The 19,924-nt window shown below is 75.3% G+C and carries 16 protein-coding genes; 5 read left to right on the plus strand and 11 right to left on the minus strand.

Annotated elements, in window-relative coordinates; genetic code table 11:
* Nucleotide 1 precedes the first annotated feature (1 nt).
* The 7 genes from hpf to ACU610_RS15600 all read right to left on the minus strand — a co-directional run bounded on the left by hpf (nt 2) and on the right by ACU610_RS15600 (nt 8,631).
* Entirely contained in the window at nt 2-688 is a 687-nt protein-coding gene (gene hpf / locus ACU610_RS15570; RefSeq protein WP_446768612.1) for a ribosome hibernation-promoting factor, HPF/YfiA family, read from the minus strand.
* A 38-nt stretch (nt 689-726) separates the two neighbouring features.
* Nucleotides 727-1,494 (minus strand): ComF family protein, encoded by a 768-nt coding sequence (locus tag ACU610_RS15575; protein WP_446768613.1) that lies wholly within the window; start codon nt 1,492-1,494, stop codon nt 727-729.
* 142 nt (nt 1,495-1,636) lie between these two features.
* Nucleotides 1,637-3,376, minus strand: coding sequence for an LpqB family beta-propeller domain-containing protein (locus tag ACU610_RS15580; protein ID WP_446768614.1), 1,740 nt, complete (start codon nt 3,374-3,376; stop codon nt 1,637-1,639).
* On the minus strand, nt 3,373-5,118 hold the full coding sequence (mtrB, locus tag ACU610_RS15585) for an MtrAB system histidine kinase MtrB (RefSeq protein WP_446768615.1): 1,746 nt from the start codon (nt 5,116-5,118) through the stop codon (nt 3,373-3,375). Before mtrB ends, ACU610_RS15580 begins: the two co-directional genes overlap by 4 nt.
* A 22-nt stretch (nt 5,119-5,140) precedes the next feature.
* Nucleotides 5,141-5,848: an MtrAB system response regulator MtrA gene (gene mtrA / locus ACU610_RS15590; protein ID WP_446768616.1), complete on the minus strand. Its 708-nt coding sequence runs from the start codon at nt 5,846-5,848 to the stop codon at nt 5,141-5,143.
* Nucleotides 5,849-6,076: 228 nt separating this feature from the next.
* Nucleotides 6,077-7,561, minus strand: a complete 1,485-nt coding sequence (gene ahcY / locus ACU610_RS15595) for an adenosylhomocysteinase (protein WP_446768617.1) — start codon at nt 7,559-7,561, stop codon at nt 6,077-6,079.
* A 170-nt stretch (nt 7,562-7,731) separates the two neighbouring features.
* Entirely contained in the window at nt 7,732-8,631 is a 900-nt protein-coding gene (locus tag ACU610_RS15600; protein WP_446768618.1) for a GmrSD restriction endonuclease domain-containing protein, read from the minus strand.
* Nucleotides 8,632-8,813: 182 nt separating this feature from the next.
* On the opposite strand from ACU610_RS15600, the gene ACU610_RS15605 reads away from it, so the two are divergent.
* From ACU610_RS15605 to ACU610_RS15615, 3 genes are all read left to right on the plus strand, one after another.
* Nucleotides 8,814-9,407, plus strand: coding sequence for an acyltransferase (locus ACU610_RS15605; protein WP_446768619.1), 594 nt, complete (start codon nt 8,814-8,816; stop codon nt 9,405-9,407).
* Between the two features lie 74 nt (nt 9,408-9,481).
* Nucleotides 9,482-10,585 (plus strand): DegT/DnrJ/EryC1/StrS family aminotransferase, encoded by a 1,104-nt coding sequence (locus tag ACU610_RS15610; RefSeq protein ID WP_446768620.1) that lies wholly within the window; start codon nt 9,482-9,484, stop codon nt 10,583-10,585.
* Nucleotides 10,582-11,535, plus strand: coding sequence for a Gfo/Idh/MocA family oxidoreductase (locus ACU610_RS15615; RefSeq protein ID WP_446768621.1), 954 nt, complete (start codon nt 10,582-10,584; stop codon nt 11,533-11,535). The genes ACU610_RS15610 and ACU610_RS15615 overlap by 4 nt, the downstream gene beginning before the upstream one ends.
* Here the strand turns inward: ACU610_RS15615 and ACU610_RS15620 are convergent.
* Nucleotides 11,526-12,320: a glycosyltransferase gene (locus tag ACU610_RS15620; RefSeq protein ID WP_446768622.1), complete on the minus strand. Its 795-nt coding sequence runs from the start codon at nt 12,318-12,320 to the stop codon at nt 11,526-11,528. The genes ACU610_RS15615 and ACU610_RS15620 overlap by 10 nt on opposite strands.
* A gap of 250 nt (nt 12,321-12,570) precedes the next feature.
* Between ACU610_RS15620 and ACU610_RS15625 the strand changes: the two genes are divergently transcribed.
* Together ACU610_RS15625 and ACU610_RS15630 are read left to right on the plus strand one after the other, a co-directional pair.
* The gene (locus tag ACU610_RS15625; RefSeq protein ID WP_446768623.1) at nt 12,571-14,943 is read left to right on the plus strand and encodes a hypothetical protein; all 2,373 of its coding nucleotides are present in this window, start codon (nt 12,571-12,573) and stop codon (nt 14,941-14,943) included.
* Between the two features lie 113 nt (nt 14,944-15,056).
* Nucleotides 15,057-15,950, plus strand: a complete 894-nt coding sequence (locus ACU610_RS15630; RefSeq protein ID WP_446768624.1) for a lysylphosphatidylglycerol synthase domain-containing protein — start codon at nt 15,057-15,059, stop codon at nt 15,948-15,950.
* A gap of 7 nt (nt 15,951-15,957) precedes the next feature.
* Here ACU610_RS15630 and manA read toward each other — a convergent pair whose 3' ends face one another.
* From manA to ACU610_RS15645, 3 genes are all read right to left on the minus strand, one after another.
* Nucleotides 15,958-17,133 carry a mannose-6-phosphate isomerase, class I gene (manA, locus tag ACU610_RS15635; RefSeq protein WP_446768625.1) on the minus strand — a complete coding sequence of 392 codons (1,176 nt, stop codon included), beginning with the start codon at nt 17,131-17,133 and terminating at the stop codon, nt 15,958-15,960.
* A gap of 78 nt (nt 17,134-17,211) precedes the next feature.
* Nucleotides 17,212-18,627 carry an FAD-dependent oxidoreductase gene (locus ACU610_RS15640; RefSeq protein ID WP_446768626.1) on the minus strand — a complete coding sequence of 472 codons (1,416 nt, stop codon included), beginning with the start codon at nt 18,625-18,627 and terminating at the stop codon, nt 17,212-17,214.
* Between the two features lie 85 nt (nt 18,628-18,712).
* Complete coding sequence (locus ACU610_RS15645) at nt 18,713-19,858, minus strand: SIS domain-containing protein (protein ID WP_446768627.1); 1,146 nt, start codon at nt 19,856-19,858, stop codon at nt 18,713-18,715.
* Between the last annotated feature and the right edge of the window lie 66 nt (nt 19,859-19,924).

Genomic DNA, 19,924 nt, shown 5'->3' on the forward strand with positions numbered 1-19,924 from the left:
GTCAGGCCCGGGCCGCCGCGGGCTCCGCGGACGGGGCGGACTGCCGCGCGGCGGCGCCGTCCAGTGGCGCGTCGGTGAGCCGGATGAGGCCGTAGTCGTAGGCGTGGCGGCGGTAGACGACCGTCGGCAGCCCGGTGTCGGCGCACATGAAGAGGAAGAAGTCGTGGCCGACCAGCTCCATCTCGTGGAGGGCCTGGTCGACGTGCATCGGGGTGGCCGGGTGGTGCTTCTCTCGCACGATCCGGCCGGGGAGGTGCTCGTCGAGGTCGGTGACGTGCGGTCCCTCCGCGAGCTCCCGGTCGCGGTCGAGGGACTGGGCGACGTCGGTGCCGGGGGCGCCACCGCCCACCCGCACGCTGGCCGGCGTCCGCCGTCCGTGGTGGACGCGGCGGCGGTCGGCGGCCTTGCGCAGCCGGTGGTCGAGCTTGCCGACGGCCAGGTCCAGTGCCGCGTAGAAGTCGGGCGCGGCCGCTTCGGCGCGGACGACCGGGCCCTTGCCGCGCAGAGTGATCTCCACGCGCTGGCACTTGCCGGACTGACGTGGGTTCTTCTCGTGGAAGAGCTCCACGTCGATGCGCAGGATCTTGAGTTTCGAGTCGAACCGGTCGGTCTGGCCGACCTTGTCCTCGACGTGCTGCCGGTAGTGTTCGGGGACTTCGACGTTCCGGCCACGGACCACGATCTCCATGAGACCTCCCGGTCGTTCGGGTTGTGATCGAACCCACGCTAGTCCCGGTCGCCGGGTCCCGACAGTCGATCTGCCGGACCCCCGCGGACGCGCGCCGGGCGCCCCGGGACGGCGCGCCGAGGGGTGGCCGCGACGACCGCGGCCAGCACCGGAGGCGCCTCCCGGCCGGCCGCCGACGCGAGCACCGCGGCCGCCTCGGTGAGCGTCGCGCCGCTGGTCACGACGTCGTCGACGACCACCAGCACCGCGTGCGCAGGCAGCTCGGAGGAGCCGGGGCGCAACGCGAAGGTCCCGGCCAGGTTGGCCCGCCGCTGCGCCGCCGAGAGGCCCGCGGAGTCGGCGGCCCGCCCGCTGCGGCGCAGCAGCCGGGCCTCGGCTGCGGGCACCCCGGCCGCCCGCAGCTCGGCCACCGCACGGGCGGTCAGCTCCCGGACGTGGTCGCGGCCGCGGGCACGCAGCGCGGCGGGGCTGCTGGGCACCGGGACCAGCCGCACCGGGCCCGGACGCGCGGCCAACCCGGTGAGCACACCAGCGACGGCCAGCGCCAGGGCGGCACCCAGCGGGCGGGCCAGCTCCGCGCGGCCGCGTTCCTTGAAGGCGTTGACCGCCGGGCGCACCGGCCCGTCGTAGGCGCCGGCGGCCACCGTCGGCGGGAAGCCCGCGGGGAAGCGGCGCGGCTGGGCCAGGTGCGGGACGGCCAGCAGCGCGGCACACCGCCGGCAGAGCACGGCGCCCGGCACGCCGCACCCGGCGCACTCGCGCGGCAGCAGCAGGTCGGCCAGCGCCGCGAGCACCCCGCCGTCCACTCGTCCAGCCTCGCGGCCTGCGTCCGCCGCGCCCAGCGTCACCGGGGATCTGTGGACGCCGAGGCACAGCCTCGGCGTCTCAGTCCTCCGGCCCCCTCGCAGGGTCCCGCCGCGAGCCCGCGAGGGGCGGGGGCGGGGGTCCTCACCCCGGGTAGAACGGCTCGGTGCCCGGCTGCGGCTGCTCCCCGCGGACCAGGGTCACCCACGTGCCCGCGGCGACCTGCCACTCCCAGATGGTGCCGCCGGCGCTGACCAGCGGGGGTCGCTCGGGCGCGGCGGCGACCTCGGAGGCCTGGCTGGGCAGCCCGGCGGTGGGGACCGGCGAGAGGTCCCAGCCGTCGACGCCGACCGTGTAGGGCAGGGTGCGGTCCTCGGCGGCGTCGCCCGCCAGCACCAGCAGGCTGCCGGAGGTCCGCCACGCGACGTCGACCACCTGGCCCAACGCTGGGGCCACCTCGCGCCAGTCGCGCAGCGCCACCGGGCCGTCGTCCGAGCGCACCACGGTGCCGACGTACAGGCTCTGCCGCTGGCCGTCCTCGACCACGACGGCCGCGCGGACGCCGTCGGGCGACAGCTGCAGCGCGGTGGCCCGGCCGAGACCCGGCAGCGTGACGGCGTTGACCGCCTGCGGGGGGCCGCCCGCGGTCACCCGCACCACCGTCGAGCCGTCGCGGACCAGCCAGAACTCCTGCCGGGCGGGCGCCACCGTCGGCACGGTCAGCGAGCTGCTGGGCAGCACCGGGGTGAGCTCGCGGCCGTAGGAGCCGGTGAGCAGGGTCGCCACGCCGTCCCGCTGGGTCACCCCGACCATCTGCACCAGCTCGCCGGTGCTCGGGTCGGTCGCGACCGCGGCGCTGGACAGCCCGTAGACACCGGCTCCGGCCGGTCCGGGCGCCGGCGCCGGGACGTCCGCCGCCGTCCACAGCGCGCCGTCGACGAGGAAGTGCCCGACCGCGTCGACCGGGGCGGCGTCGGGGTCGAGGCTGGCCCAGGTGTCGACCGTCTGCACCGGAGGCACGCCGTCGAGGCGCAGCGGGTCCCCGTCGACGAGGACCTCGACCGAGCGCACCGAGTTCAGCTGGCCCAGCGTCCAGACCAGCTGCGCCGACAGCCCCGCGAGCCGGGTCGGCGGGGCGTCGGCGACGCCGGTCAGGTCGACGGTGACCGCCTGGGCCGAGACGGTCACCGTGCTGCCCAGGGCGGCGCCCTCGAGCTCGTTGACGACGCCCGCGGCCAGCACCGCCGAGGGCCCCTCGAGCAGCCGCTCGACCAGCACCGTCGGCTGTGCCTCCCCGCTGATCAGGTAGCGCGGGTCGGGGACGACGCGCCGGCCGGTCGGGTCGAGGAAGTAGAGGTCGCGCCGCTCGTAGAGCCGCTCGAAGTCCGGTTCGAGCATGAGCAGCCCGTCCGGCGGGTCGCTGATCCGCCACTCGCCGTCCACCTGCTCGAGCCGGAACTCCCGCGAGTAGACCTCCTGGCCGCCCACGGTGAACCCGCCGCGCTGGTCGATGGTGCCGACCAGCTCGCCGGTCACGACGACGGTGCCGGCGTCGGTGGTGACGGTGGCGTAGTCGGCACCGAGCAGGGTGATGCCGGCGTCGTCCGACCACGACCCCTGCGGATCGGGGGCCAGGTGCTCACGGGCCACGGGGTGTCCGCGCACCGTGCTGGCGGCGGCGTCGAGGAAGCCGCGGACGACCTCCTCCGGCGTGGCGTCGGGCTCCGGCGACAGCGGCTCGATGCCGACCGGGGTGTCCGCACGCGGCGGCGCCTGCGTGATCTGCACGGGCGCCGAGCTCGTCGGGACCGTCGAGCAGCCGCTGAGCAGGGCGAGCAGGGCCGACAACGCCAGCGGGGCGAGGACGACGCCGCGGCGGGTCACGCGGCACCTCCGGGGCGACGCAGCACCGCGGGCCGCAGCGGCAACGGCGAGCTGGTGAGGTCGGTGCCGGCAGCCAGCGGCAGCGTCAGCCGGAACTGCGCGCCCGCGCCGGGCTGCCCCCACACCTGCAGCCAGCCGCCGTGCAGTCGCGCGTCCTCCAGGCTGATCGACAGCCCCAGCCCGCTGCCGCCGACGGTGCGCACCCGGGAGGGGTCGGCGCGCCAGAAGCGGTCGAACACGTGCTGCGCCTCGGCCGAGGAGAGGCCCACCCCGTGGTCGCGCACGGTGACCGCCGCGGCCGTCCGATTGGCCGCCCAGGCGATCTCCACCGGCTTGCCGGTGCCGTGCTCGATCGCGTTGCCGACCAGGTTGCGCAGGATGCGCTCCACCCGGCGGGCGTCGACCTCGGCGATGACGTCCTGGGCGGGTCCGGACACCGTCAGCTCGCAGCCGTGCCGCTCGGCCAGCGCCGACATCCCGGCCGCCACCCGGCGCACGAGCGCGCCGAGGTCGGTCGGCTCCCAGTCGAGGACGGCGGCCCCCGCGTCGTAGCGGCTGATCTCCAGCAGGTCGGTGAGCAGCGCCTCGAAGCGGTCGAGCTCGGCGCGCATCAGCTCCGCCGAACGGGCCACGTGCGGCGGGAAGTCCGCGCGGGACTCGTAGAGCACGTCGGCGGCCATCTGCACCGTCGTCAGGGGCGTGCGCAGCTCGTGCGAGACGTCGGAGGTGAAGCGCTGCTGCAGCTGGGACAGCGACTCCAGCTGGGTGATCTGCCGCTGCAGGCTGTCGGCCATCGCGTTGAAGCTGGTCGCCAGCCGGGCGAGGTCGTCCTCGCCGCGCACGACCATCCGCTCCTCGAGCTGCCCCTCGGCCAGCCGCTGGGCGATGCCCGCGGCCCGGCGCACCGGGTCGACCACCAGCCGGGTCACGAGCAGGGCGATCCCGACGACGAAGAGGGTGAGGGCGATGCCGCTGATGACCACCGTGCTGCGGAACAGCGAGAGGCTCTCGGCCTCCTGGTCGAGCGGGAAGGCGTAGTACAGCTCGATCCGCTCGGCGCTGCCCGCGCCGGTCGGCACGGGAGCACCGACGAGGTAGGTGGGCCGGGCCTGACCGCTGCCGTCGGGGACCATCGCGTACTGCGCGTACTGGCCGCCGGAGGCGACGTCGGCGCGCAGCTCGGGGGGGATCGCCGGGTAGACGCCGCGCTGGCTGACCGCGGGCGGCCGGTCCGAGTCGCCGGTCCGGTAGACCATGACGACCTCGAAGTCACCGGCCGGGCTGCCCCGGTCCTTGAGCTGCTTGACCGTCCGGTCCAGGGTCGCCCGCACGCTCGCGGCGTCACCGGCGGCGATGCCGGCGACCTCGTTCTGCGCGTAGACGACCCCGGTCTGCACCTGGTCGATCGCCGCCTGCTCCTTCACCGACAGCAGCTGCTCGCGGATCTGGCTGAACAGCACCAGGCTCACGATGACCACGACCGTGCCGGCCACCAGCATGGTGATGGTGCCGATGCGGACCTGCAGCGACGAGCGCCAGGCTGCCGCCGCCCGCGCGGCCAGCCGCTGCGCCAGCCGGCGCGTCCGGGTGGCCCCCCGGCGCAGCCGGCGGCGCAGTGCGTCGGGGTCGGCCGACAGCGGCCGGCGCGGTTCCTCGGCCGGCGTCGCGCCGACGGCGCCCGGGGACGACGGCGGCGCTGGCGACGCGCCGGTCGTCGGCGGCGCGGGCCGCGTGGTGCTCACGGCCGGTGCAGGGGAGCCGCGCTCACGGCGGGCCGGCCTTGTAGCCGACCCCTCGCACCGTGAGCACGATCTCCGGCTTCTCCGGGTCCCGCTCGATCTTCGCGCGCAGCCGCTGCACGTGGACGTTGACCAGCCGGGTGTCAGCAGCGTGCCGGTAGCCCCACACCTGCTCGAGCAGCAGCTCGCGGGTGAACACCTGGCGCGGCTTGCGGGCCAGCGCGACCAGCAGGTCGAACTCCAGCGGGGTCAGCGCGATGGGGACGCCGTCCCGGGTGACCTGGTGCGCCGGGACGTCGATGTGCACGTCGCCGATGCTCAGGTTCTCCGCCTGTCCGGTCTCGCCGCGGCGCAGCTGCGCACGCACCCGCGCGACCAGCTCCACCGGCTTGAACGGCTTGGTGACGTAGTCGTCGGCGCCGGCCTCGAGTCCCTGGACGACGTCGAGGGTGTCGCCCTTGGCGGTGAGCATGACGATCGGGACGGTCGACTGCGTGCGGATGTCCTGGCAGATCTGCAGGCCGTTGCGGCCGGGCAGCATCAGGTCCAGCAGCACGATGTCCGGGCGGGTCTGCTGGAACACGGCCACCGCGCGGTTGCCGTCGGAGACGAACGCCGGTTCGTAACCCTCGCGCCGGAGCACGATGCCGAGCATCTCGGCGAGGGCGGCATCGTCGTCGACGACCAGGACTCGGCCGCGGGAGGTCCCGTTCTGGGCAGCGCTGGGTGGCACGGCGACCATTCTGCGCTGCTCCGGGTCAGAAGCGGGGACACCCGCCCGGAGAGTGCTCCGGAAGGGTGTCCCCGCCGGCCCGGCTGCAGGGTCCCGCCGCGAGCCCGGTGACGTACCGGAACGGCCCCGCCGCAGGGTCCCGCCGCGAGCCCGGTGACGTACCGGAACGGCCCCGCCGCAGGGTCCCGCCGCGAGCCTGCGAGCGGTGGGGGGCAGCGGGGTCCTTCCTCAGTAGCGGTAGTGGTCGCTCTTGTACGGGCCCTCGACCGGGACGCCGATGTAGTCGGCCTGGACCTTGGTCAGCTCGGTGAGCTCCACGCCCAGAGCACCGAGGTGCAGCCGGGCGACCTTCTCGTCGAGCAGCTTGGGCAGCACCGTGACGCCGGGGGTCCTGCCCTCGTAGGCCGCCTGGTTGGTCCACAGCTCGATCTGGGCCAGGACCTGGTTGGAGAACGACGCGCTCATCACGAAGCTCGGGTGCCCGGTGGCGTTGCCGAGGTTCAGCAGCCGGCCCTCGGAGAGCACGATGATCGTGTGGCCGTCGGCGAACCGCCACTCGTCGACCTGCGGCTTGATGGTCGTCCTCGTGATGCCGGGGGTGCGGGCCAGGCCGGCCATGTCGATCTCGTTGTCGAAGTGGCCGATGTTGCCGACGATCGCCTGGTGCTTGGTCCGCCCGAGCAGGTCGGCGGTGATGATGTCGCGGTTGCCGGTGGCCGTGATGATGATGTCGGCCCTGCCGATCACCGCGTCGAGCGTGGCGACCTCGTAGCCGTGCATCGCCGCCTGCAGGGCGTTGATCGGGTCGATCTCGGTGACGATCACGCGGGCGCCCTGGCCGCGCAGCGCCTCGGCGCAGCCCTTGCCGACGTCGCCGTAGCCGCAGACCACGGCCACCTTGCCGCCGATCATCACGTCGGTGGCGCGGTTGATGCCGTCGATGAGCGAGTGCCGGCAGCCGTAGAGGTTGTCGAACTTGCTCTTGGTGACCGAGTCGTTGACGTTGATCGCCGGGAACAGCAGCCGGCCCTCGCGGGCGAGCTCGTAGAGCCGCATGACGCCGGTCGTGGTCTCCTCGGTCACGCCGCGGATGCCCTGGCCGATGCGGGTCCAGTGGCCGGCGTCGGCGGCCAGCGTGCCGCGCAGCGCCTCGAGGATGACGCCGTACTCCTCGGAGTCGGCCTCGGTGGTGTCCGGGACGGCGCCGTCGGCCTCGAAGCGGGTGCCCAGGTGCACCAGCAGCGTGGCGTCGCCGCCGTCGTCGAGGAGCATGTTCGGCCCGACGACGGCCCCGCTCTCGTCGCGGAACTCGAACAGGCGCTGGGTGCACCACCAGTACTCCTCCAGCGTCTCGCCCTTCCAGGCGAACACCGGGACACCGGTGGGCTGCTCGGGGGTGCCGTCGCCGACGACGATCGCCGCGGCGGCGTGGTCCTGGGTGGAGAAGATGTTGCAGCTGACCCAGCGGACGTCGGCGCCGAGCGCCTGCAGCGTCTCGATGAGGACGGCGGTCTGCACCGTCATGTGCAGGGAGCCAGCGATGCGGGCGCCGGCCAGCGGCTGCTCGTCGCCGTACTCGGCGCGCAGGGCCATGAGGCCGGGCATCTCGTGCTCGGCGAGCTGGATCTCCTTGCGGCCGAAGCCGGCCAGGGAGAGGTCGGCGACCTTGAAGTCGCCGGCGGTCAGTACACGGGGGCCGGTCGTGGCGGTCATGTCGCTCCAGGGATCGCCCGGCCACGCTCGGCCGGGTCTCGCGTCGGTCGCTGACGGAGCAGTCTCGCGGGTGCTGCCGGCGAGCGCCGGCGGCGAGGCTGCGTGAGCGAGCGTGCCGAGGCCTCGGCGGGGCTCGTGCCGTCGTCCAGGATACGCGGGCGAGGGGTTCCCTACTCGCAGCCGAGCCCGTCGCCGTCCCCGTCGAAGGCGTCGTTCCAGCCTGGCTCGCCCCGCCGGATCGGGGCCGCTCCGGCCGCGCGGACCGCGTCGCAGTCGGCGTAGGCCGTCGGCGGGGGCGGGGTCTCGGCGCCGTCCGACGGGGCGCCGGGCAGCGGCTCGTCCGGGCACCCGGCGAGCACCGTGGCGGCGGCGTTGCGCTCGGCGCGGGTGACCCACAACCCGTAGCCGGTCTTCACCGCGACCTGCCGCGCGACGTAGGCGCACCGGTAGGAGGTGTTCGGCGGCAGCCAGGTGGCCGCGTCGCCGTCCCCCTTCTGCTGGTTGAGCGGCCCGTCGACGGCGAGCAGGTTGAGCGGGTCGTTGGCGAAGGTGGTGCGCCGGTCGGCGTCCCACTGCTGCGCACCCTTCTGCCACGCGTCCGACAGCGCGACGACGTGGTCGATCTGCACGTCGTCGCTGGTGTCCTCGCCGCGGCGGAACTCGATGGTGCGCCCGGAGTAGGGGTCGTCGAGGGTGCCGGAGACGACGACGCAGTCGGAGCCGCGCCGGAACCGCTCGCCGGTCAGGTCGCGGGCCAGCACGTCGTTGCGGGTGTCGCAGCCGTTGCGGTCGGTGTCCACCCAGCCGTCGCCGAACTCCTCGCGCTCGTAGCCGGTGCGCGGGGCCCGGCCGCGCACCTGCAGCTCCCCGACGGCGGCCAGGGCGGAGCCCGGGGGCGCGCCGGCGATCGCCTCCTCGGCAGCCGCGTCGTCCAGGACACCGGTCAGCGCGGTCCCGGCACGCGGCTCGGCCGCCGGGAGCAGTCCGCACCCGGACAGCGCGAGGAGCGCCCCGGCGAGCAGCGCGCCGCGCCGCGCCGCGGGTGACGTCCGGGGAGAGCAGGGGGTCACGGGCGTCCTCCGAGCGGAGTCGGACCCCTCGACGTTAGGCGTCCGGCCGGGGTGCGGGGGCCTGACACGCCCGCTGCACGGCCGCACGCGCGCCGTTCCAGGCGGAGTCGGCGCGGCGCCGCCGTACGCTCCCCTCGACCGGTCCACCTGTGACCCCGGCCACACCGACCCGGACGGAGACCATGACGGCTACGCAGCAGCCCGCGCGCCACCCGGCAGCCGCCCACGAGACGGCCGTCATCGAGGACGGGGCTCAGGTCGGTGCGGGCACCCGGGTCTGGCACCACGCCCACGTCCGGGACGGCGCGGTGGTCGGCTCGGGTTGCGTGCTGGGCAAGAACGTCTTCGTGGACGCCGGCGCCGTGGTCGGCGACCGGTGCAAGATCCAGAACAACGTCTCCGTCTACACCGGGGTCGTGCTGGGTTCGGACGTGTTCGTGGGCCCGAGCGCCGTGTTCACCAACGACCTGCGGCCCCGGGCCTCGGCCGGCGAGTGGACGATCACCCCGACCACGGTCCACGACGGCGCCTCGATCGGCGCCAACGCGACCATCGTCTGCGGCACCGTGCTCGGCCGGGCGGCGATGGTCGCGGCCGGTGCCGTGGTCACCCGGGACGTCGAGCCGCACCAGCTGGTCCTGGGCAACCCCGCCCGCCCCGCCGGGTGGGTGTGCGAGTGCGGCGAGGTGGTCAGCCGGGGGGTGACGCCCCCCGAGGACCTCCGGTGCTCAGCACACCGGGAGGAGACGGCGGACCACGGGGGAACGCAGACGTGACCGAGCTCGCGAGGTCACGCACGGGCACCCCACCACCGGGCACGGGCCCGACGAGCGCCGGCGAGGAGGTCCCGGTGACCACGCCGATCCCGATCTCCGCCGTCGCCATCGGCCCCGAGGAGGAGCATCTGGTCCTCGAGGTCCTGCGCTCGGGTCGGCTGGCCCAGGGGCCGAAAGTGGAGGAGTTCGAGCGACGGTTCGCCGCCGCGCACGACGTCGCGCACGCCGTGGCCGTCAACAGCGGCACGACGGCGCTGGTCGCGGCGCTCCAGGCGCTGGGGGTCGGCCCGGGTGACGAGGTGGTCACCTCCCCGTTCACCTTCGTCGCGACGCTGAACGCCATCCTCGAGACAGGGGCCACGGCGCGCTTCGCCGACGTCGCGGACGACTCCTGCCTCGACGTCGCGAGCGCTCGGGCGCTGGTCCGCGAGCGGACCCGGGTGCTCCTGCCGGTGCACCTCTACGGGCTGCCGGCGGACATGCCCCGCTTCGAGGAGCTCGCCCGGGAGCGTGGCCTGGCGATCGTGGAGGACGCCGCCCAGGCGCACGGTGCGCGGGTCGACGGGCGCGCCGTCGGCTCCTTCGGCATCGGGTGCTTCTCCTTCTACGCCACGAAGAACGTCATGTGCGGTGAGGGCGGGATGGTGACGACCCGGGACGCCGACGTCGCCGACCGCCTGCGCCTGCTCCGCAACCACGGCATGCGGGCGCCGTACCGGTACGAGCTGCCGGGCCACAACTACCGGCTCACCGACCTGCAGGCGGCGATCGCCCTCCCCCAGCTCGGCCGGCTCCCGGCCATCAACGACGCCCGCCGCGCCAACGCGGCCCATCTCACCGAGGGCCTGCGCTCCGTACCCGGTCTGCGCCTACCCGCCGTGCCCCCCGGACGTGAGCACGTGTTCCACCAGTACACGGTGCGGGTCACCGCCGACGCGGCGGTGGACCGGGACGGCCTCGTGGCCGCTCTCGCCGACCGCGGGATCAGGGCCGGCGTCTACTACCCCCGGTTGGTGCACGACCACCCCTGCTACCGGGACCACCCGCAGGTCGTCGTCGACGAGACACCGTTCGCGGCGCAGGTGGCCACCGAGGTCGTGTCCCTCCCGGTCCACCCGAACCTGAGCCCGGCAGACCTCGACCGGATCGTCGAGGCCGTCACCGAGGTGCTCCGGTGACCCGGGTGGCCGTCGTCGGTGCGGGGATCATGGGGGCCAACCACGCCCGGGTCCTGCGCCGGCTGCCGGAGGCCGAGCTCACGCTGGTCGTCGACCCGGACGGCCCGCGCGGCCGGGCGCTGGCGGAGTCCGTGGGAGCGCGGTACTGCGCCGACCCCGGAGCGGTCGCCGGGTCCGCCGAGGCCGCGGTCGTCGCCGTGCCCAGCGAGCGGCACGCCGAGATCGGCGTCCCGCTGCTCGAGGCCGGGGTGGACCTGCTGGTCGAGAAGCCCGTCGCCACGACGGTCGAGGACGCCGACGCCCTCATCGAGGCGGCGCGCGTGAACCACCGGGTCCTGATGGTGGGTCACGTCGAGCGCTTCAACCCCGCGGTGCTCCAGCTGGACGGGATCGTGCAGGACCCGCTGCACCTCGAGCTGACCCGCATGGGCCCGTTCTCGCCGCGGGTCACCGCCGACGTCGTCCTCGACCTCATGATCCACGACCTCGAACTGGCCCTGGCCCTGGCGGGCTCCGACGTCGAGCGGGTCGAGGGGATGGGCCGCCGGGAGCGGACCGACTCCCTCGACCTCGTGACCGCCCTGCTCCAGTTCCGCAACGGGGTGACGGCGACCGTCACGGCCAGCCGGGTCGGGCAGAGCAAGATCCGCCGCATCGAGCTGACCCAGCGCACCAACTTCGTCGTCCTGGACCTGGTGCGCCAGGACCTCACGATCCACCGGGTGGACCACAACGAGTTCCTCGCCGAGGCCGGTGTGCGGTACCGGCAGAGCGGGCTGGTCGAGATCCCCTACCTCGAGCACCGCGGCGAGCCGCTGGCACTGGAGCTCGAGCACTTCCTCGACTGCGTGGCGCACCGCCGGTCCCCGCGGGTGACCGGCGTCCAGGGGCGCCGGGCCCTCGAGGTGGCCCTGGCCGTGCGGCAGTCGGCCAGCTCGCCCTACCGCTGAGCGGGCGCCGTCGCGGACCGTCTCCCCGCTGGGGACGCGTGCCGACGCCGGATCCCCAGCAGCCCCACCGCCATCTGCCGCACGTCGCGCACGGTGATGCGGCTGCGGTGGTCGCAGTGCTGCGGAGAGAGCCGCACCGGCACCTCCAGCGGCTGCACGCCCGACCGCTCGGCGAGGAAGCACAGCTCCGTCGTGACCAGGTAGCCCGGCTCGGTGAGCCGGGGACCGATCTCGCGCGCCCAGTCGCCGGCGAGCACGAACGTCCCCTGCGGGTCCAGCGTCCGCATCCCCAGGACGGCGCGACGCAGCACGAGGAACCCCGCGCTGAGGACCCGGCGCAGCAGCCCGCGGTCGACGTCGGAGTCCCGGTGCCCCTTGGACCCGATGACCACCGGGTGCACGGCGGGGTCCACCTCCTCGGCGGCGTCGAGGTCGTCGAAGCCGAACGGCAGGTCGTCGGCGGTCAGGACGACCCGGGCCCCGCAACTCGCGGCGATGCCGGCGCGGTAGGCGTTCCCCATCCCCTTCGCCGACCGGAGGACCCGGAGCGACACCCCGGGATGGGTCCAGGTCCTCTGGATCCGCTCCAGCAGAGCACCCGTGCCGTCGGTGGAGCCGTTCTCGACGACGATCACCTCGGCGTCCCGGCCGTCCAACCTGTCCGCCAGCGCGCGGAGCGTGTCCTCGATGGCCGGCGCGCTGTTGTGCGCCGGGACGACGTAGCTCAGGGACCTCGGCGCGGCGACCGGCGACTCGTCCACCGGCGTGGCTGGCCCCCCGCCCATGGCCGCTGCCCCCCGTCTCGTGGAGCTCCGTCGGACGCCGCAAACGGACGTGCTCGTCCGCAATTGCAGAGTAACGTCGGGGTCACACGGAACCGGAGGTCCGTGCGCCGTCGGGCTCCCGACGGCAACCTCCTGCCCGGGGAGCGGCGAGCGCACCGGTCGCCGTCCTGCCGGGCCGGGGCGGTGAGGACGTCAGCGGCTGCAGGGGTGCCCGCGGATCCAGGGCACCACGGACGAGGAAGGCCTCTGGGTGAGCACCGCTGCGGACACGTCGACCGGGTCCTCCACGACGGCGCGGGTCGGGCACCGGATCCCCGAGTCCGTGGTGACCCTCGGCGTCGGCCTCGCGGTCGCGGCGACGCTGGTGATCCCCTTCGCGCAACGGCACGCCTTCTACTACGGCGGGGACAACCCCCAGTCGTTCGTCCCGCTGTGGCACCACTTCGGCCAGCTGCTGCGCGCGGGGCAGTGGTCGACGATGGAACCGGCCGGCTGGACCGGTGGCAACTACGCCGCCGACAGCACGTACGCGCTGTGGAACCCGGTCCAGTTGCTGGACTACGTGCTCGTCTCGTACCTCGACGACCTCGCCGCGGCAGCCGCCATCGTGCAGATCCAGTTCCTGGCCCTGCTCGGCATGGGTGCCTACCTGTTGTTCCGCGAGTACGGCGCAGGTCGGCTCGCTGCGGTCGTCGTCGCCTTCGGCATCCCCGCCACCGGATTCACCCTCTACTACGAGGCCAACGGCTGGCCGGCCGGCCTCATGGCGTTCACCTGGGTGACGTGGTTCTGGTGGGCGGCGCGCCGGCAGTCCCGTGGCCGGCTCCTGCCCCTGGTCACCTTCCTCTTCGGTGCCCTGGCCATGACCACCGGCAACCCGTACGCAGCGCTCGGCATGGTCATCGTGCTGGCCGGCATCGCCGTCGAGCTGCTGATGCGGCGCGACTGGGGGCGACTGGGCGGCCTCGTCGTCACCGGTGCGTGCGTCGGGGGGACCGCGGCGCTGGTCTTCCTGCCGCTCCTGGAGACACTGCCGGTGACCGACCGGGAGCAGACAGCGATGCTGGCGAACGACACGTTCCTGGTGCCGCAGCTGGGCGACCTCCTGGCCTCCAGCGCACCCACGTACCTGCCCGCGATCCTCAACTGGGGCGGGGCGCTCCTCGAGCGGGTGCCGTCGACCTACTCCATCTGGTTCGCCCTGCCCCTGCTGCCGTGGGTGCGCTGGCGTGGCCTGCGGCGACCGGACCGCCCGCTGGCCAGCGTGGCCGTCATCGCCGTCGTCTTCGCCCTCCTGACCGTCGGGCCGTCCAACCTCTGGCTCTTCCGCTGGCCGATCCGGCTGATCGAGTACCTCTACCTGTCCCTCGCCGTACTGCTCGCGCTGCTCCTGTCCCGCGGCCTGGCCACCGACCACGTGCGCCGACGGACGGCGGCGACGGTCGCCGTCGTGGTGGCCGGGGGCTACCTGTCCTTCGCCGTACACCCCAAGCAGTGGACGATGCACGTCCTCGCCACGGTGGGCGTGCTCGCCCTCGTCCTCCTGTCCCTCGCCGCGTTCCACCGCTGGGGGCGCCTCCCCTGGGCGACGGTCCTGGTGGCCGGCACGGTCCTCGTCGTCACCTACCAGTCCTCCCAGCTGCCGCTGTACGCGAGCGACGGTTCCGACCGGGCGCAGCTGCCCCACTCCATCGCCCAGGTGCAGGAGGCCTCCGCCGCCTACCGGGGCACGGTGCTGCAGCTGGCCCTCCCGGACTCGCTCGGGACCGCACCGCGCCGGTACACCGGGCACCTCCTGTTCGGCAACGAGAACCTCATGTCCGGGCACGAGACGATCGTGCGGTACAGCGGCATGGGGTTCGCGGAGTTCGCCGACGCCCTGTGCATGGGCTACCGCGGTCAGGTGTGCCCGGAGGCGCTCGACCGCGCCTGGCGGCCGGTCGGCGACACCGGCGTGCCGCTGGTCGACCTGCTCGGCGTGGAGACCCTCGTGCTCGACAACGAGCTGTTCACCGGCCCGGCCCGCCAGCCGCCCCCGCCCGGCTGGTCCGTGGGCGCCCGTGACCGAGTGCGCACCGTGTGGGTCCGGGACCGGCCCGTCGGACACGAGGGACGCCTGACCTGGGCGTCACCCGGTGTGGACGTCCTGTCCGACGCCGGCACGGGCGTCAGCGAGGAGGTGCAGGTGCAGGCGGCCGACGCCGGTACGCTCGTCTTCGCCCGGCTGACCTGGCCGGGCCACACCGCCACGCTCGACGGCGAGCCGGTCGAGGTGCGGGACGGTCCCGCCGGGTTGCTCTCCGTCGACGTCCCGGCCGGTCGGCACGTCGTGGCGATCGCCTACCGCACTCCCGGCCTGTCGGCGGGGATCGCCGCCGTCGCCGTCGCGGCACTGCTCAGCCTCGGCCAGTCGGCCGTCTGGCTCGTCGCCCGGCGGCGGAGACGGCCCCCGACGGTGCCACCGCCCACGGACGACGCGCCGGTCCCCCGGGAGGCAGGCGTCGACGGACGGCCACGGGGGGACGTGGTGCCCGCGGGTTCCGTCCGGACGACGACCGATCTGGACCGGGCCCCGAGCCGCACGGTGCCGCACCGGGCAGGGAACGGGGGCCCCGGCTCGTGACCGAGGACGTCGACACCCCCACGCCGACGCCGGACCCGTCCGGGACTCCTGCAGCCGCCGATCCCCGCGTCAGGGACGTCAGAGGCGTCCTGCTGACCTGGGGTCGTCGGGCGGTGGTCGCTGCCGTCATCGGCGTCGCCGTGCACGAGGTGGTCCGCGAGTGGGACGAGGTGTCGGCGACGCTGCGCCACCTGGCGTGGCCGCATCTGGTGCTCGCGCTGGTGGCGGTCTCGGCCGGTGTGCTGCTCGGTCCGCTCGTCTGGCGTGCCGCCCTGGCCGCGATGGGCGCCCGGGTCGGGGTGCCGGACGCGGCCCGGATCTACCTCGTCGGCCAGCTGGGCAAGTACGTGCCCGGATCGGTCGTCGCGTTCGTGCTCCAGATGGAGCTGGCCCGGGCGGCCGGGGTCTCCCGGGTCCGCGGTCTGACCGCCTCGCTGCTCACCGCGGGGATCGCCGTCGTCACCTCGCTCGTCGCCGGCCTGCTCGCGGTCCCGGCGCTGGCCGGCAGCCGGCCCGCCCTGCTGTGGCTGTTCGCCCTGCTGCCGGTCGGGCTCGCGCTGCTGCACCCCAGGGCGCTGACGGCCGTCGTCGACAGGCTGCTGGGGCTGCTCCGCCAGGATCCCCTGCCGCAGCGGCTCGCCGGCGGGGCGCTCGCCCGGGCGAGCGGCCTGAGCCTGCTGGTCTACCTGCTGTACGGCGTCCACCTGTTCGCTCTCGTCGACACGCTGGAGGACCCGTGGCCGACGAACCGGGCGCTGGCCCTCGTCCTGTGCATCGGCGCCATGGGGGTGGCGATGACCGCCGGCGTGGTGGCCTTCGTGCTGCCGTCGGGCATCGGAGCCCGGGAGCTCGTCATCGTCGGGGCGCTGGCCACGGTGCTGCCCTACGGGCAGGCGCTGGCGCTGGCCGTCGTGTCCCGCGTGATGTTCACCGTCGCCGAGCTGGTCTCGGCCGGCGTGGCGACGCTCGCCGCGTGGCTCGCGACCCGTCGCGGGGCGCGCACCTGACCCGCGGTCAGCAGAGGTTCGTGGTGCTCCGGTAGAGCAGCGCGGGCCCGCGGGCGGTGACCGGCTCCCCCGCCGGGACGAAGGCCGACTGCCCCTTCTCCAGCACCAGCTCGCCGTCCGCGGCCCCCAGCACGGCGCGGCCCTCGGTGCACAGCAGCACCTGCGGGCCGGTGGTGGTCAGCGTCCCGGTGCGGTCGTCGAGCTGCACCCGGGTGAGGTCGAAGTCCTCGATCGGCACGGGGTAGCGCAGCCCGCCCGGCCCGAGCACCGGGTGGATGACCGGGACGCGGCCGTCGGTGAAGTCGAGCACCTCGATGAGCGCCGCGAGGTCGACGTGCTTGCTGGTCAGCCCACCGCGCAGCACGTTGTCCGAGCTGGCCATGACCTCGACCCCGGCGCCGCTGAGGTAGGCGTGCAGGTTGCCGGCGGGCAGGAACACCGCCTCACCGGGCGCCAGCTTGAGGTGGTTGCACATCAGCGAGATGACGACGCCGGGGTCGCCCGGGTAGGACTCCGCGAGCGTCGCCGCCCAGCGGTAGGTGTTGATGAACTCCGGGTCGTGCGCGGCCACGAAGGAGGCCGCCTTGCGGGCGACCGCCTCCACCAGGGAGGAGCGGCGCTGGTCGGAGAGGGCCAGCAGCTGCGGGATGGCCGCCCGCAGGCCGCCGCGGGCCAGCGCCGCGATCGTGGGCTTGAGCTCGGGCAGCTGCAGCTTGGCCAGGCAGTGCAACGACTCCTCGACCGGCCGGAAGCCGCAGAGGGCCTCGAAGGTGGTCAGCGCGAGCAGCAGCTCGGGCTTGTGCCACGGGTCCTTGAACGTCCGCGTCGGGTCGTCCCTGGGGATGCCCGCGGCCTCCTCGGCGGCGTAGCCGGCCGCCGCCTGCTCCATCGTGGGGTGCGCCTGCAGCGACAACGGCCGGTCGGCGGCGAGCACCTTCATGAGGAACGGCAGCCGCGGACCGAAGCGCGCTACGACCGGGGCACCGAGCAGCCGCTCGGGCTCCTCGGCGATCGCCCGGTCCAGCGGACGGCCGTCGGCCAGCAGGCTGGGCTCGTCGGGGTGCGCGCCCATCCACAGCTCCGCGTGCGGCTGCGCGGCCGGGCTGGGCTGCCCGAGCAGCTCGGGGATGACCGTCCGGCTCCCCCACGGGTAGAAGCGGACGGCACTGGTGAGGGACAACATCGCCGTGGAGGCTACTGGCCGATCCCCGGTCGCGGGCATGGTGCGGTTCACACCTGCGCTGCCTTTCGCCCGTTCGGGTCAGCGCGCGGAGGCGACCTCCCGGGCGGTGCGGGCGGCGTCCCAGCCGAGCGGCCCGGCCACGAGCGCGGCCACCGCCGCGGGATCCGCGCCGGACGAGGGGGTCCGCCGGGCGAGGACGTCCTCGAGGGACAGCGCCCCCTCGGCGGTGACCGCGTGCACGACCTCGGCGGCCAGGTACCCCGGCGCCCCGGGCAGCGGGCGGCGCAACCGCGGGTCGGCGCGGACCAGGTCGAGCACGTCGGTGACCCGGTCGCCGTGCCGGCGCAGCAGCCGGTCGACGGCGTCCGGGGACAGGCCGGCGTCCGCGGCGAACTCCGCCGCACGGTCGCGGACGTCGTCCCAGCGGTGCGCGCCCACCAGCGGCAGGTGCGCGGTGCGCGACGGCGGCACACCGGGCAGGCCCGCCGTCGCGGCGTCGACGGCGGCCGCGGCGGTGACCCGGGCCGTCGGCAGCCCACCGGCGACCACCGTCAGGCCCGGCGCAGGGGTCGCCACGCCGTCCCCGCGCGGCAGCCGGTCGACCCGGACGGCGACGACGGCGGCCGCGGGCACCGGGCGGGCGAACGCGCGGTCCAGCGCGCCCAGCACGGCCGGCACGTCCGGACCGGGGTGCGAGACGACCCACTGCTCCCCTGCCGGCACGACGGTCAGCACACCGCCCGCGACCGGGAGCACCAGGCCGTCACCCCCGCCGTCGAGCGCCGTCCGCGGCAGCACCACCTGCACGAGCGGGTCGGCGGGGACGCCGTCGGTCAACCCGCCGCCGTCCACCCCGGTGGCGAGCACGACGCTGCGCGCACGCACCGGGAAGGCCGACGCGTCGGTGCGGTCGGTGACCTGCACGCCGACGACGGCGTCCCCGGCCCGCAGCAGCCCCGTTCCCGAGGCGCGGGAGAGGACGCGGGCGCCGTAGCCGGCCGCGGTCCGGACGACGGCGAGGGTGAGCCGGGCGCCGTCCACCTGCGCGTCCCAGCGGCGCAGCGCGCCGGGTCCCTCGAGGAGACGCAGCCCCGGGACGGCGGTGAGCGCGGCCCGCCGCGACAGCGGCCGGGAGCGCGGCAGGCCCGGGGCCAGGAGGTCGGACAGCAGCGGCGTGGGCGCCGGCAGCAGCAGTGGCACGGGCCGGACCAGGTGCGGTGCCGCCGTCCGCAGCAGCCGGGCGCGCTCACGCACCGCCGTCCGCGCCGGCGTCCCGGAGCCGGAGAGCAGCACGGCGGGCCGGCCGGAGGCGCCGGCGGCCCAGTCGCGGGCCTCCACCAGGCCGACCGCGAGCCCCCTGCCGGCCGCGTCGAGGGCGACCCAGGCGCCGAGGAGGCCGCCGCCGACCACGAGCACGTCGACGACCTCGTCGGCCAGCCGGACCCGGTCGGCCGCCCGGCGGGCCGGCGAGAGCCGGGTGCGGCCCACGCCCACGCCGGGGGTCAGTCCCGGGCGGCGGTGGCCGCGCCGGAGCCCGCCGGGGACGGCGGGTCGGTGACGGCCGGGGAGGTGCCGGTGCTCATGCGGGGCCGGACCGCTCGGTGTCCAGGGCCAGGGCCAGGTAGACGGCCGAGAAGTCGGCGACCGCCAGCTGACGGGCCAGGCGGGGCAGTCGGCCGTACCGCTCCGGCTCCCCGTGCTCGGCCAGCCCGCTCACCGGGACGTTGGCCGCGGCAGCGCTGCGCAGCGCCTCCCCCAGCGCCTCCCGGGCCGAGCGGGGTTCGCGCTCCCCCGCGTCGTCGTGCTCGCCGGCGTCGGCGTCGCGGACGGTGAGCAGCCGCAGCCGCCGGCCGGTGTCCTCGGCGCGGTCGCGGAAGAAGTCGTCCTCGCCGTCCGCGGGTGCCAGCGGACCGCGCAGCACCGCGCAGGCGGCGACCCGCTGGTCGGGCATCCGGAAGGTGGTCACCGGCAGCCCGGCCAGCGTCGCCAGCTGGTCGGCGATCCGGGTCGCGGCGGTGCCGGCCAGCGGCCCCTCGGCGGCGATCACCGGGAGTGCGTCGAGCAGCTCGAGGGCGAGTGTCTTGGCCGGGTTGACGAAGGACTCCCGGGCCGGACCGCACTCCGTGGCGACCTCGTCGAGGGCCCCCGCGATCGCCTCCAGGTCGGCCGCGCCCTCGGACACCAGGTCCAGCCCGACGGCCAGCTGCAGCATCGGGGTGAGCAGCGACCACAGCGTGGTGTGCCGCACCCGGGACCGCGGCAGCGGCACGTAGGGCGCGCGGGCCGTGGAGCAGGCCGCGCGCAGCGGGGCGTCCTCGGCGCCGATGCCCAGCAGCGTCACGCCGCGGCGGGCCGCCTCGTAGGCCGGGGTGACGGCGTAGCGGCCGGCGCCGGTGCGGGTCGCGACGACGGCGATGTCGCTGGGGCCGGTCCACACCGGCAGATCGGGCCCGGGGACGACGTCCACGGTGACCGGGCTGGCCGGCCCGAGGAGGGCCCGCAGCACCTGCGCGGCCACGGCCCCCTCGCGGCGGGCCACGATGACCAGCCCGCGCGGGCGGCCGCCGGCGGTGACCCGTTCCAGGCCGGCCTCCTCGGTCAGCCGGGCGGTCTCGCGGACCTGCGCGCCGGCCCCGGCCACCGCGGGCAGCAGGCCGCGTGGGTCCCGCGCGCGCAGCACGTCGAGGTCGTCGAGGACCTCCTCGGCCAGCTCCGGCGACGTCACGAGTCCTCCTCGCTGGCGCTCGTCGGACTCGTGCCGCGACGTGCTGCGCCCCTGCGTGAGCTCGCG

It is taken from the genome of Geodermatophilus sp. URMC 61, assembly GCF_052931555.1.